Source organism: Bacteroides caccae (assembly GCF_002222615.2).
Lineage (GTDB): Bacteria > Bacteroidota > Bacteroidia > Bacteroidales > Bacteroidaceae > Bacteroides > Bacteroides caccae.
In genome coordinates, this window is record NZ_CP022412.2 from 826,719 (window position 1) to 841,507 (window position 14,789).

Here is a 14,789-nt window from a genome sequence, read left to right on the forward strand (position 1 = left end):
AAATAACAGTATAAATCACTATAAATAAAAACTTTATCACTATGGAGTACAATTTCAGGGAGATTGAAAAGAAGTGGCAAGCAAGGTGGGTGGAAGAGAAAACCTACCAAGTTACGGAAGACGAATCGAAGCAGAAATTTTATGTATTAAACATGTTCCCCTATCCTTCAGGAGCCGGACTACACGTAGGACACCCGCTGGGATATATCGCTTCGGACATTTACGCCCGTTACAAACGACTGCAAGGCTTCAATGTACTCAATCCGATGGGATACGACGCTTACGGCTTGCCCGCCGAGCAATATGCTATCCAGACCGGACAGCATCCGGCCATCACTACCATCAACAATATCGACCGCTACCGCGAGCAACTCGACAAAATAGGTTTCTCTTTCGACTGGAACCGTGAAATCCGTACTTGCGACCCGGAATATTACCATTGGACACAATGGGCTTTCCTAAAAATGTTCAACAGTTATTATTGCAACGACGAGCAGAAAGCACGCCCTATCGAAGAACTGGAAAAAGCCTTTGCTGTCTACGGAAACGAGGGACTGAATGCCGCTTGCAGTGAAGAAATCAGTTTCACCGCCGATGAATGGAACGCAAAAAGCGAAAAGGAAAAGCAGGAAATCCTGATGAACTACCGCATCGCTTATCTGGGCGAAACAATGGTAAACTGGTGCGCTGAATTAGGAACGGTATTGGCGAATGACGAAGTAGTGGACGGCGTCAGCGAACGCGGCGGTTTCCCCGTCATCCAAAAGAAGATGCGCCAGTGGTGTCTGCGTGTATCCGCCTACGCACAACGTTTGCTTGACGGACTGGATACTATCGACTGGACAGATTCTCTGAAAGAAACTCAAAGAAACTGGATCGGACGCTCGGAAGGTGCCGAAGTTCAATTCAAGGTAAAAGACAGTGATCTCGAATTTACAATCTTTACCACCCGCGCAGATACCATGTTCGGTGTTACCTTTATGGTGTTGGCCCCGGAAAGTGAATTGGTGGCACAATTAACCACTCCTGCACAAAAAGCGGAAGTAGACGCTTACCTCGACCGTACTAAGAAACGTACGGAACGTGAACGTATTGCCGACCGCAGCGTTACCGGTGTATTCAGTGGTTCGTATGCGATCAACCCGTTCACAGGCGAAGCAGTACCTATCTGGATCAGCGACTACGTATTGGCCGGTTACGGAACGGGAGCTATCATGGCCGTACCTGCTCACGACAGCCGCGACTACGCCTTTGCCAAGCATTTCGGATTGGAAATCCGCCCGTTGGTAGAAGGTTGTGATGTCAGCGAAGAAAGTTTCGACGCCAAAGAAGGTATCGTCTGCAACTCTCCGCGTCCGGACGTCACTCCTTACTGTGACCTCTCCCTGAACGGACTGACTATCAAAGAAGCAATTGAAAAAACCAAGAACTATGTAAAAGAACATAATCTGGGTCGCGTGAAAGTAAACTACCGTTTACGTGACGCTATCTTCTCACGTCAACGTTACTGGGGTGAACCCTTCCCGGTTTACTACAAAGACGGAATGCCTTATGTAATCGAAGAAAGCTGTCTGCCACTGGAACTTCCGGAAGTTGCCAAGTTCCTGCCTACCGAAACAGGCGAGCCTCCATTGGGACACGCTACGAAATGGGCGTGGGACACAGCGAACAAATGCGTGGTAGAAAACGAAAAGATTGATAATGTAACCGTTTTCCCATTGGAACTGAATACCATGCCGGGATTCGCCGGCTCTTCCGCATATTATCTGCGCTACATGGACCCGCGCAATCATAAAGCATTGGTTGACCCGAAAATTGACCGGTACTGGAAGAATGTAGACTTATATGTAGGGGGTACCGAACATGCTACGGGACACTTGATTTATTCTCGTTTCTGGAATAAATTCCTTTATGATATGGGTGTATCCATAATGGAAGAACCATTCCAAAAATTAGTAAACCAAGGAATGATTCAGGGTCGCAGTAACTTTGTATACCGTATCAAAGATACCCATACATTCGTTTCACTGAACCTAAAAGACCAGTATGACGTTACACCGCTTCACGTAGACGTTAACATCGTATCCAATGACATTCTCGACCTGGAAGCATTCAAGGCATGGCGTCCCGAATATAAAACGGCAGAGTTTATCCTCGAAGACGGAAAATATGTCTGTGGTTGGGCGATTGAAAAGATGAGTAAGTCAATGTTCAACGTTGTCAACCCGGATATGATTGTTGAGAAATACGGTGCGGACACACTTCGTATGTACGAAATGTTCCTCGGCCCGGTAGAACAGTCTAAGCCCTGGGATACAAACGGTATCGATGGTGTACACCGCTTTATCCGCAAATTCTGGTCGCTGTTCTACAGCCGCACGGATGAATATCTAGTGACGGACGAACCGGCAACGAAGGAAGAACTGAAAAGCCTCCACAAACTTATCAAGAAGGTGACCGGTGACATTGAGCAGTTCTCTTACAATACCTCTATCAGTGCATTCATGATTTGCGTAAACGAGCTTTTCAACCTGAAATGCAGTAAGAAAGAGATTCTGGAACAACTCGTCATCACGCTTGCTCCTTTCGCTCCGCACGTTTGCGAAGAATTGTGGGACGTACTGGGGCACGAAACTTCCGTATGCGACGCCCAATGGCCGGCATACAACGAAGAATATCTGAAAGAAGATACAATCAACTACACGATCTCTTTCAACGGAAAGGCACGTTTCAATATGGAATTTGCTGCAGATGAAACTTCGGACGCCATCCAGGCAGCCGTATTGGCTGACGAACGTTCACAGAAATGGATCGAAGGAAAGACTCCGAAAAAGATCATCGTCGTTCCGAAGAAGATTGTAAACGTTGTTATTTAAACAGGCATTAAGTAATAAGTATTAAGTATCACCACGGCTATGATTCAAATATATATCCGCAAGGTGAATACTTAATACTTGATACCTGATACTTTGACACCTAATACTTAAAATCAATGCATAAACTAGCAAAAGCGGGAATAATGAGAGAAGTGAAAGATTATGCTTACATCACTCTCGGACTAATCAGCTATTCTTTGGGCTGGGCGGCATTCTTACTGCCCTATCAGATAACGACCGGAGGAACTACCGGTATCAGTGCTATCATCTACTACTCAACCGGATTCCCTATCCAATGGTCATATTTCATTATCAACGCCGTTCTGATGACATTTGCTATCCGGATATTAGGCCCGCGATTCAGTATAAAAACGACATATGCTATCTTTATGCTGACTTTCCTGCTCTGGTTGTTCCAACTACTGGTCAACAATTATGTGGAAGTACCGGACATGACAGCCGACGGCAAACCGCTACTGCTCGGTCCCGGACAGGATTTCATGGCCTGTATCATCGGTGCCGCCATGTGTGGCGTAGGTCTGGGCATTGTGTTCAACTATAACGGAAGTACGGGAGGAACAGATATTATCGCCGCCATAGTTAACAAATATAAAGATGTGACACTCGGAAGAATGATTATGATTTGCGATGTATTCATCATCAGTTCCTGTTACTTTATATTCCATGACTGGCGTCGTGTTATCTTCGGTTTCGTCACCCTGTTCATCATTGGCGTCGTGCTCGACTGGATTATCAACAGTGCACGCCAATCGGTCCAATTCTTCATTTTCTCCAAGAAGTATGACGAAATAGCCGACCGTATCATCAAAGATGCCGATCGCGGAGTAACCGTGCTCGATGGCACAGGCTGGTACAGTAAAGCCAATGTAAAAGTACTGGTAGTACTTGCCAAGAAACGCCAGTCACTCGACATCTTCCGTCTGGTGAAACGTATCGACCCGAATGCTTTTATCTCCCAAAGTTCAGTTATCGGAGTATATGGCGAAGGATTCGAAAAACTGAAAGTAAAATAACCGGTTCCAAGCTTTGATTGGCCCGATAAGTATTGAACAACCCCGTTAAAAACAAAATAAGATGATGAAACGCAAACTGGTATTTGCTACCAACAACGCTCATAAACTGGAAGAAGTAGCCGCTATCTTAGGAGACCAAATAGAACTGCTGAGCCTCAACGATATCGGTTGCCATACGGATATTCCCGAAACAGCCGAGACGCTGGAGGGAAACGCCCTGTTGAAATCGTCGTTTATCTTTAAAAACTACGGCCTGGATTGCTTTGCCGATGATACCGGACTGGAAGTAGAAGCCTTGGACGGGGCCCCCGGAGTCTATTCCGCCCGCTATGCAGGCGGCGAAGGACACGACGCCCAAGCCAATATGCTCAAACTGCTTCACGAACTGGAAGGCAAAGAAAATCGCAAAGCACAATTCCGTACTGCCATTTCGTTGATATTGGACGGAAAGGAATATCTTTTTGAAGGAGTGATAAAGGGCGAGATAATCAGAGAAAAACGGGGCGATTCGGGTTTTGGTTATGATCCCGTGTTCAAACCGGAAGGCTATGAACGGACGTTCGCCGAACTGGGAAATGATGTCAAGAATAAAATCAGCCACCGTGCACTGGCTGTGCAAAAACTATGTGAATTTCTACAAAGCTAATTGTATATATCCTTTTAAAACATAAAACACAATGAAGAAAATTACTTTATTTACCTTCCTTACAATCCTATTATGTACTTCATGTGTAACGAAAAAGAAGTTCATGCTTGCAGAGCTGGCAGCTACCGCAAGCAAAGATAGTTTGCAAGGACTACTGACCGACTGCCGTAACACGGGCAACCAAATGTCGGTACAAATCAAAAACCTCATGCGTGATACAACAAAAATGGGAAACAGTATCCGCCAGTATCAAAGTATGCTGAATGTGAACATGACCGAACAGGAAAAACTGAACGCCCTGTTGAACCAGAAGAAAAACGAGTTGAATGAAAGAGAGCGTACTATCAACGAGTTGCAGCAGATGATCAATGCGCAGAATGAGAAAGTCCGGAAACTGTTGAGTAGCGTAAAAGATGCGTTATTAGGCTTCAGCAGCGATGAACTGACCGTTCGCGAAAAAGACGGAAAAGTATATGTGGCAATGTCGGATAAATTATTATTCCAATCAGGAAGCGCCCGTCTGGATAAGCGTGGTGAAGAAGCTCTTGGCAAATTGGCCGAAGTACTGAACAAACAGACGGATATTGATGTGTTTATTGAAGGACATACGGACAATAAGCCTATCAACACTGTACAATTCAAGGATAACTGGGATTTGAGTGTGATTCGTGCTACCTCCGTCGTACGTATTCTGATTAAAAACTATAACGTGAATCCTTTGCAGATACAACCGAGCGGCCGCGGCGAATATATGCCTGTCGATGACAACGAAACGGCAGAAGGCAGAAGTAAGAACCGCCGTACGGAGATTATCATGGCTCCGAAGTTAGACAAACTGTTCCAGATGCTTCAAAGCACGGAAGAGTAAAATTAAAAATTCTTATATCGAAAAAGAGGCTGACCTAACGTTAGCCTCTTTTTCGATATTTAGTGTTTCAAGCCATTAAACTATCTATTTTTTAGAAGGATGTGTCATTACCCGCGTTGAACGGATAATGACGGGGGAAACATCACTTCTTTAATGACTGGTGTCCATCAATTGGAAAAGCTTTTCCCGCCCATGCCTTTTGAGATGTCCATTCCTCGGCCGGATCACTCCAAAAAGGATGATCGGCAGGAAGACCCAAAGGCAAGAAAACGAGTGAAGTCATATATAAGCTACCATTATTAGTATAATAGTTGGCCAAATCCGGCTGATGTCCCGCAAAACCAAGTGCCAGGAATCCTTTATCATCAAAATTTCCATCTACTGAAAACATATTTCTCATCACTGCACTTAATGCACTCCGGACTTGTCCGTTAGTCAGTCCTTCAGGAAGGCCATATTTCCAGGCAGCCAATGCCAACGATTGGAATGCTCCCATACGATAGACTACGGAACGCCCGAAAGCCGGGAAGGTACCTTCCGGAGAAATAAGACGTTCGATGAAGGTATTAAAACGTTGCATACGACTGATTGCCAGCTTATAACTGATTGGGGTAGGAAAACGGTTCTTGCTGCACGTTTCCAGTATCTCGACATACATGGGATGAATAACGAAAGAATTATAATAATCCAACGAAAATTCCGCTCCGTCGGAATACCATCCGTCACTAAGATACCATTCATTTATTTTATTAAGACCGGTAGTCAAGGCATAACCGTCAGGTTCTTCACCGACGGAAAGCAAGAAAGCCTCTACCATGTCACGAAACAGTAACCAGTTATTATAGGCAGGACGGATGACACGCACCTTCTTAAAACATTCAATATAACGTTCTTTTGTCGTATCATCCAACTGTCCCCAAGTGGCCTTAGGAGCACGGATGAAACTTTCCGCAAGATAAGCGGCATCTACCAAAAGCTGCTGATGTCCTTTCCACAGCAAATAATCCGGACTCTGCGGGTCAACAGCATTTTGATAAGCCTTCAAAGCCCACTCACGTATTTGCTTGCGTTGCTTTCCTTCTGCCGTATCATCATCAGGCAGCTCCAGCCAGGGAGAAATGCCTGCCATGAGCCGACCGAATGCTTCCATATAAGCCACCCGCTTGTCTCTTCCGTCCCACGTAGGACTCAACTCCAGTTGCATATTCTTTTGCAACTCGCCTTTACTCATATTCTCCAAAACGGGTTGCGCTATTTTATAACATAAGTCAACCCACTGTGTTCTGTCGTTCACCGGTTGATTCTTTTTCTTATCAGCGGCATTTACACTCAGGAAACAAAAAGAAATAAGAGCTAATAAAACAATTCTCATTTTCATAATCATTCTTTTTAAATGGCAGTTTTTTCAATATCCGTTTTACGTTTCAAAGCTTCCAGATAATAATAATCCGCATAGTTCAACGGAACATCCACTTCGCTGTTATGAGGAATACTACCTACACTGTGCATCAGGATAAACCGTCCGTTTTCTCCCAATTTGGCAGTATAGCTCTCTGATGCAAGCGACTCCATTATTTTGTCGGCATACGCCCGGTAAGAAGCAGCGTCCGGCAGGTCATAAGTACTCATCTCATATAAGGCGGATGCTATGACAGAAGCCGAAGAAGCATCTCGCGGGGCAGCAGGAACATCAGGCGCGTCCATATCCCAATATGGAACAAGGTCCTCCGGCATATTCTTAAGATTTTTCATAAATTCGAAAGTCTTGATTGCCTGGTCAAGGTAAGTACGATTCTTTGTTTCTCTATAACATACGGTATATCCATAGATCGCCCATGCTTGTCCTCTAGACCAAACAGATTCATCGGAATAGCCTTGAGCAGTCTGGCGATGACGTACGGTTCCGTCCTCAATACTGTAATCAATAACGTGATAACAGCTTCCGTCCGGGCGGAATTGCTCTTTCAACGTACGGTCTGCGTGCATCACCGCTACGTTATAGAAAGTAGAATCACCGGAAAGTTTGGTTGCTTCAAACAACAATTCAAGATTCATCATGTTGTCTATAATCACAGGACATTCCCAGCCCCGTTTCGACTGCCAGCTATTTCCTTTCACATCCCAGCTTTGAATCACTTGAGGCTTTTCACGAAAACGGGTACAAAGAGATTTTGCTGCTTGGATCATTACCTCCTTATAACCAGGTTTATCAATCAGGCGCAAGCCATTGCCAAAGCTGCAATTAATGATAAAACCAATATCGTGATGCCAAGTAAGATTTTGTGCTTCGCTAATAGCCTCGGTATATTTCTGGGCAAGCGGAAGCAAAGCAGTGTCGCCTGTCAGTTCATACAAATACCATACACTGCCGGGAAAAAAGCCGCTCCGCCAGTCAGCGTATCCGCAATAATAGACACCACCCTTATTATTGAGCGTCACCGGATTCAGAAATCTGCCGCTACTTTCAATAGTATCAATTTCCAATCCAATTTGAGCATGTGCGTTTTCAATAGCTTTTTCAACCCATGTTTGTTTCTCGACAGCTCTTTGGGTGCAAGATGTGGCTACCACAAGAGCAGTACATCCTGCAAGAATAGAGTTTTTCAATTTCATGATATAGATTCTTTATTATAAATGAATAATTTCCTTTTCTGAATGACCGAATACATATAATTGTATAAAATAATGAGAACACAAATATAAGTATTTTTTCTATCATCTAATTAAGATATTAATGTATGGCAAAATAGCACCATTTATTTTTATCTTATCTGACTAAATTGTCCTCAATAGTTGCATCTATTTTCCAAATCATCCAAATCAACGGGGAAAATATTGATTAATACAGATATAATTTTCATCTTTGCCTGCGACATAATAATCATACAACATCATGAAGAACATTAAAATACGCTTTTTTATTTTATGCCTTTGTCTGTCAGTAACAGGATATACATCCGCATCCGCCCGAACAGAAAAAGTAAAAACGGATATAGACTGGCCTGCTTTCATGCAAAAACAAGATTTGATCTGGGAAATATTGCCCGAATACTGGTATGAATCGGCTTATATGGGCAACGGTATGTTGGGACTTATGATTTATAAGGAACCGGGACAGAACTATATCCGGTTTGAAACCGGCAACTGCTCGGTACACGACCACAAAGCGGGATCGGACTTATTTGCCATTCCCCGACTGCTCACCGGGCACTTCGCCTTACATCCTGAAGGTACAATCGTAAATGGAACGATGCATCTTGACATCTGGAATGCCGAAACAAAAGCAGAGATAACCACCACAAAAGGAATCATCCGTCTGCACGCCTATGTACACGCCAATGATATGGTAATGCTGGTTCAGACTAACGCCACCGATGGAGAGAAAAACTTCCGTTGGGAATGGATACCTGCCTCCGCCCAAAGCCCGCGATATCTTTATGCAAAAGGAGAAGGAAAATGGATAAAGGTGCCTGAAGACTACTCTCTTAACCCGGCACCGGAGGTAAAACCGGAAGTATCCGTTCAGAAATTGCGGGCAGGAGGTGAAACAGCCGTTGCATGGAAAGAAACCCGAACTAAAAAAAATGAACGCACATACTGGATTACCGTAACTCATTCGTATCCCGAAGCCACGGCCGAAAAGGATGCCGCTCAAATTTTGGATAAGGCATTAGCAACAGGAACCGGAAAATTACAGAAACAACACCGTACCTGGTGGAATCATTACTATCCGAGCAGTTTCCTTACGTTACCGGATGGTATGAAAGAGAATTTCTATTGGATACAGATGTATAAGCTTGCCAGTGCCACGCGCGGCGACCGTGCACTAATAGACAACACCGGCCCATGGCTGACCGTCACTCCATGGCCCAATGCATGGTGGAACTTGAACGTACAACTGACCTATTGGGCACTCAATGCATCCAATCATCTCGATTTGGCAGCCTCTCTGGAGAATGCTATTTACAACAATATAGAAAACCTTAAGAAAAACGTACCGGAAGCCTATCGCAAAGACGCATTGGCAATAGGACGCTCGTCGAATCTGGTATGCGAATCCGGCGAAATCGGAATCCCCGGTGTGGACAAAGCAGCGGAAGTCGGGCTTTTGCCTTGGGCATGCCATAGCTTATGGTTGATTTATCGCCACAAAATGGATGACGAGCTATTACGCAACAAACTCTTTCCTGTACTTAAACAAGCTATCAACTACTACCTGCACTTTACCTACAAAGGAAAAGACGGCAAGATACATCTGCCCCAAACATATTCTCCGGAATATGGCAGTGCGGAAGATTGTAACTTCGACCTGGCATTATTATCTTGGGGTTGCCGGACATTACTTGAGATTACCGGCCGGCTGAACATAGACGATCCGCTTATCCCGCGTTGGAAAACGATTTTGGAAGAACTTACACCGTTCCCCACAGACCCGGCCAACGGGCTTATGATAGGACGGGATGTTCCTTATGCTTTCTCGCACCGCCACTATTCGCATCTATTGGCTGCCTATCCTCTATATCTTATCAATAAGGAAAATCCCGAAGAATACGACCTCATAGAGAAATCACTCCTCTATTGGCAAGGCAAATCCGGGGCACATCAGGGATATTCATGTACGGGAGCATCCTCTATATCATCCGCTTTGGGTAAAGGCAATGAAGCGCTTACATACCTTGACAAGTTGTTTACTAAATTCTTATCTGTCAATACACTTTATCGTGAATCGGGCCCGGTCATAGAAACACCATTATCTGCCGCCCAGTCTATCCATGATATGTTGCTTCAAAGTTGGGGAGGAAAGCTGCGCATCTTCCCTGCCGTTCCCGACAGTTGGAAAGACATTGCTTATAAAGACTTCCGTGCTGAAGGTGCTTTTCTTATCACTGCCAGCCGGAAAAACGGTAAGACTGAGTTTATCACTATCAAAAGCCTTGCAGGCGAACCTTGCATTGTAGTGACTGACATATCTTCACCTGTCTTCAAAGGAAAACGCCAATTTGCGGCCACAGCTTTATCCGAATCTATGTACAAAATAGATTTACAGAAAGGCGAAGAAGTAATCATTTACTCCAAAGGTACTCAGCCGGACTTCACCATTCGTCCTGTGAATAATAGCAGAACGAATTGTTTCGGAAAAAAGAAACAGTCCTGAATCAGTCTGCCTGTTTCTTTTCTTTCCGGTAATTCTGAGGTGTACATCCGAACTGGTTTTTGAAGCAACGGCTGAAATATACGGGCGCATTGAACCCACTACGGTCACTAACCTCTGCAATGGGAAGATCAGGGTATTGCTTCAATAAAGTGGCTGCGTGCTTCAGGCGGTAATTTAGCAAGAAGTTATTGGGTGTCATGCCGGTTAATGCTTTGAACTTAGTATAAAGCAATGACCGACCGACACCTACTTCTTTACAAAGAGCCGGAATATCAAATTCCGTATCGTCAATATGTTGCTCAATCACCTGTGAAGCCCGTTTCAACAGATCTTTGTCCAAAGGATTTATGCTGGCCAAATCAATCTCGGACATCGGTTTCTTATCAAATTGATGTTGCATCAGCAAGCGGCTGCGTATCAGGTTATTGGCACGTGCCAGTAACAACTGTGCATGAAAGGGTTTCGTGATATAATCATCGGCACCACGGCTGAGTCCCTCAATGTTCTGCTCGGTAGAGTTGAGTGCAGTCAACAGAATTACAGGTATATGACATAAATCTATATTATTCTTAATCTGCAGACACATTTCTGTCCCGGTCATCTCAGGCATCATGACGTCACTGATAACTAAATCAGGAGAGTTCTCATAAATCTGACTGAGTCCTTCTTTCCCGTCATGGGCACAAATGATCTTATAGAAAGGCTCGAAAAGCTCTTTCAGCACTTGGAGCAACTCATCATTGTCTTCCACAAGAAGCACCGTATGAGTCTTGTTTTCCGTATCTTTAGTCTCAATAAGTTCTATGGGCGAATTCCCCTCATCTACAAATACAGGCATTGAATCGGGGATAATATCACTTTCAGAATCCTGAGTATAAAATTGTACATTCTTATCGTTCAGGAATACATCTTTCCGGCGGGGCAGCCGCACTGTAAATGTACTACCTTCACCAACAACACTTTTCACTGTTATCTCTCCATGATGTTTTTCCACAATTGTTCTGGTCAATGCCAATCCGATACCGGTTCCGCTAAACAGGCTTCCTTTCTTTTCTTGATTGTCAGCCTGAAAGAATCGTGCAAATATTTTATCTTTATCTTGTTCAGAAATACCGATACCGGTATCCGTTATATTAATTTTTATATCACTATTCGTTATCTCTCCCGACAGAATAATATTCCCTTTGTCGGAGGTATACTTAAAGGCATTGGACAAAAGATTGAAGAATACTTTCTCCATTAATTGCGGTTCAAACCAACATAAGACAGACAATTCCGGTAATTTGAATTCATAATTTATATTCCTTTGCTGTGCATAATCGACAAAAGAAAGATAGATTTCCTTCAAAAATACAATTATATCCTGTTGCTTTATTTGTATCGTTCCATAGTTCTGTTCCAATTTCCTGAATTCAAGCAACTCAGAGATCAACTTATTCATTTGTTGCGCATTTTTCCTAATCTTCGTTATCTGATTGTATATAGAAGGGTTCAATGAATATTTTTGTAATAGGATATCAATATGACTGATAATCAGAGTTAGAGGCGTTCGGAACTCATGGCTCACATTTGTAAAGAAAACTAGTTTTTCCTGGTTAAGCTGCTTTATCTGTTGTTTCTCAAAACGTTCCTTTTCCAAAGAAAGAGCCAATGTGCGTTTTGCTATTTTACTATATACATAATAGAAAACGCACGCAATGAAAGCTGTCACATAGATTATCCATGCCCACCACGTATCATACCACGGAGAGGCAATGACAAGCTGCATCGTTATTTCCTCCAAACTTTGCCCGCTCTTTTCATTTATCGAAGCCACATGCAACGTATATTTTCCCGGATCCAGATTAGTGTAATACAATTCCGTCTGTTTAGTCTTAATCCAATTCTTGTCCAAACCTTCAAGCTTATATTGAAACCACTTTTCCGATAATTGTTGTCCGTAATCGGACAAAGCAAAATGAATAATCAGATTATTCTGATCATAATTAAGTTTAAGTTCACGAGTGTACGGGAGCGACTGAGACAATATCCCTGTATCATCTCCCGGAATAATCGTCTTATTATCGACCCAAAGTTCTGAAAAGTAAAAGTTAGAATTCTCATTAGCAGTACCGGTTTTGTTAAACTCATTTTCTGAGAATACGGTTACTCCTTTTGTATCTCCAATGTAAATACTTCCCTCTCCGGATACCAAAATTCCACATCCGTTGATAATATGAGTCGAGGGAAAGTTTCTCATCAAATCAATCGTTGTGAAAGTGCCCTCGGAAGGAACAAAGCAGGTGACTCCCTTATCACCTGTTATCAGAATCTTTCCATCCTGGGTCCGGCAAAGATTATAGCAGAAATCACCCGGCAACTGATTGTTTCGGGAAGTATAATGAGCCATGTTACGCGTCTGCCTATCATAAAAAAAGAGCCCCATTCCTAACGTACCGATATAGACACCATCGGAGGTGGCAAGCACACGGGTAGGAGTTGCTTTACTATCTCCTTCTGCCAATGGAACATAGACTATAGACTCGGGATGTTCTACATGAGTACACAAAACATTTTTCCAACCCACCATATACAAATTACCTTCCGCATCAATATCGAAATGCTCATAAAATGCAAAAGGAATGTTGATCCTATGGAATTTCTGTGTCTGAGTATCCAACCGAAAAAAGCCATTATGGGCAGATATATATATTTGATCTTTCCATATCTTCACATGATAAACAATTTCATCAGGCATATCGGAAGAGTGACTCTCTTCTTTCCAATAATTATAAAACCGACCTGTATTCAAGTCATAACGTGACAAACCACCCAAATAGGTTCCTATATACAGACAATTCTTCTTTTCATCATAACAAATACTTTTCACATTATTATGAGAAATAGAGTTTTTTCCACCGGCTGTAAACTGCTGAAGAGTATTCCATTTCTTATCTACACAAGTGATGCCGCCCCCATCTGTACTAAGCCATAAATGCTCATTCTTATCAATAACAATTTCTCCGATATAAGAATAATATGAGTTTATCTTTCTCCCATAGTCATAATGTACAAAAGTATCATGTTGAGGGCTGAAATAATTAACTCCTCCATAGTAACTACCTACCCAGATAGTTCCGGCAACATCTTTATACAATGCAAAGATAGAGGGATGATTCAGCCCGCCCACATATTGGGGAATTTGAATGAGAGAATACTGTTTGTTACCAATACTGTAGCGATGAAGTCCGTCAAAAGTACCGAACCATATATTTCCCTCGTTATCTTCTACAAAATCACGAATCTGTTCGCTACTGATACCTTCCGAAGTTCCCGGCAAATAAGGAACTTTCGACAATTGTTGTTTGTCGTTCATCCGATATAATCCATGCATGCGGGTACCAATCCATAGCTCTTTTTGAGAACTTTCAAATATGCGATAAATCTCCACCCCTTCCAATAGTTGCTTTTGCTGATATGTACGGCGATCAATCAGATAAACTCCGTTATATGTCCCGATACCAATCTGATCGTCCATCATGGTCAGACAACAAATACGTGAAGTGATATTCGTTTTTAATACAAAAGTTGGTTCTTTATCTGCTTTCAAACAAAATAAAGAATCATGTTTCATATACCACACTTGTCCTTCGGACGAAGTAAGCGCGGTGATAATACTTTCATTCGTGAGTCGGGAGAATTTCTCTGTTTGTATGTCATATTTGATTAAATTCTTATCAATTAAGAAATATAGATTATCCAAGCTGTCACCAACGATAAACGAAACTTCATTGCCCAACCAGACCGGTGGTTCTTCACCTACAGATTTTATCCAGCCTTTGAATATTCTTACACGGTTTCCATCATATTGGCTTATTCCTTCCTTTGTTCCAAACCACATTCTGCCCAACCTATCCTGATAAATAGCCATTACAGAGGGCTGTGTTAAACCTTCCGACAAACCAATATGTTTGAAATATTCAGCATATAATGGCAAAACAAAGAAAAAAGAAATAAACAACAGTAATAAATGACGCAACTTCATATTATTTTTTATTTGGTGTTGTTCTGTTAATCACAAATTAATCGCTTAAATATACTAACAATTTGCAATATTCGAAAAAATACTGGACATAAACAACATTTTTATAAGCGAATCAATCTATAATCCTGCCTTTACGATTCTAACAAAGGTTTTCTTCACTTATGTCAGATATAATAAAAAAGGTTG

At 42.7% G+C, this 14,789-nt stretch carries 8 protein-coding genes; 5 read left to right on the forward strand and 3 right to left on the reverse strand.

What is annotated here, in order from left to right; all coding sequences use genetic code 11:
- The first annotated feature begins 41 nt into the window (after window positions 1–41).
- The 4 genes from leuS (at window position 42) to CGC64_RS03325 (ending at window position 5,424) form a co-directional block, all read left to right on the forward strand.
- Window positions 42–2,876: a leucine--tRNA ligase gene (leuS, locus tag CGC64_RS03310; RefSeq protein WP_005676738.1), complete on the forward strand. Its 2,835-nt coding sequence runs from the start codon at window positions 42–44 to the stop codon at window positions 2,874–2,876.
- Between the two features lie 116 nt (window positions 2,877–2,992).
- Window positions 2,993–3,910, forward strand: a complete 918-nt coding sequence (locus tag CGC64_RS03315; RefSeq protein WP_005676739.1) for a YitT family protein — start codon at window positions 2,993–2,995, stop codon at window positions 3,908–3,910.
- 64 nt (window positions 3,911–3,974) lie between these two features.
- Window positions 3,975–4,556 (forward strand): non-canonical purine NTP diphosphatase, encoded by a 582-nt coding sequence (locus CGC64_RS03320; protein WP_032855091.1) that lies wholly within the window; start codon window positions 3,975–3,977, stop codon window positions 4,554–4,556.
- A gap of 31 nt (window positions 4,557–4,587) precedes the next feature.
- Window positions 4,588–5,424 (forward strand): OmpA/MotB family protein, encoded by an 837-nt coding sequence (locus CGC64_RS03325; protein WP_005676741.1) that lies wholly within the window; start codon window positions 4,588–4,590, stop codon window positions 5,422–5,424.
- 142 nt (window positions 5,425–5,566) lie between these two features.
- On the opposite strand, the gene CGC64_RS03330 is transcribed toward CGC64_RS03325, so the two are convergent.
- Together CGC64_RS03330 and CGC64_RS03335 are read right to left on the reverse strand one after the other, a co-directional pair.
- A complete protein-coding gene (locus tag CGC64_RS03330) occupies window positions 5,567–6,802 on the reverse strand; it encodes a DUF2264 domain-containing protein (protein WP_005681995.1) in 1,236 nt (411 codons plus the stop codon).
- An 11-nt stretch (window positions 6,803–6,813) separates the two neighbouring features.
- Entirely contained in the window at window positions 6,814–8,037 is a 1,224-nt protein-coding gene (locus tag CGC64_RS03335) for a glycoside hydrolase family 88 protein (protein ID WP_005676743.1), read from the reverse strand.
- A gap of 280 nt (window positions 8,038–8,317) precedes the next feature.
- On the opposite strand from CGC64_RS03335, the gene CGC64_RS03340 reads away from it, so the two are divergent.
- Window positions 8,318–10,579: a glycosyl hydrolase family 95 catalytic domain-containing protein gene (locus CGC64_RS03340; protein WP_032855075.1), complete on the forward strand. Its 2,262-nt coding sequence runs from the start codon at window positions 8,318–8,320 to the stop codon at window positions 10,577–10,579.
- A gap of 1 nt (window position 10,580) precedes the next feature.
- Here CGC64_RS03340 and CGC64_RS03345 read toward each other — a convergent pair whose 3' ends face one another.
- Entirely contained in the window at window positions 10,581–14,603 is a 4,023-nt protein-coding gene (locus tag CGC64_RS03345; protein WP_005676746.1) for a hybrid sensor histidine kinase/response regulator transcription factor, read from the reverse strand.
- Window positions 14,604–14,789 lie beyond the last annotated feature (186 nt).

Coding starts and splice junctions, on each gene's coding strand:
- leuS (WP_005676738.1), top strand. CDS start 42: ATGGAGTACAATTTCAGGGAGATTGAAAAGAAGTGGCAAGCAAGGTGG.
- CGC64_RS03315 (WP_005676739.1), top strand. CDS start 2,993: ATGCATAAACTAGCAAAAGCGGGAATAATGAGAGAAGTGAAAGATTAT.
- CGC64_RS03320 (WP_032855091.1), top strand. CDS start 3,975: ATGAAACGCAAACTGGTATTTGCTACCAACAACGCTCATAAACTGGAA.
- CGC64_RS03325 (WP_005676741.1), top strand. CDS start 4,588: ATGAAGAAAATTACTTTATTTACCTTCCTTACAATCCTATTATGTACT.
- CGC64_RS03330 (WP_005681995.1), bottom strand. CDS start 6,802: ATGAAAATGAGAATTGTTTTATTAGCTCTTATTTCTTTTTGTTTCCTG.
- CGC64_RS03335 (WP_005676743.1), bottom strand. CDS start 8,037: ATGAAATTGAAAAACTCTATTCTTGCAGGATGTACTGCTCTTGTGGTA.
- CGC64_RS03340 (WP_032855075.1), top strand. CDS start 8,318: ATGAAGAACATTAAAATACGCTTTTTTATTTTATGCCTTTGTCTGTCA.
- CGC64_RS03345 (WP_005676746.1), bottom strand. CDS start 14,603: ATGAAGTTGCGTCATTTATTACTGTTGTTTATTTCTTTTTTCTTTGTT.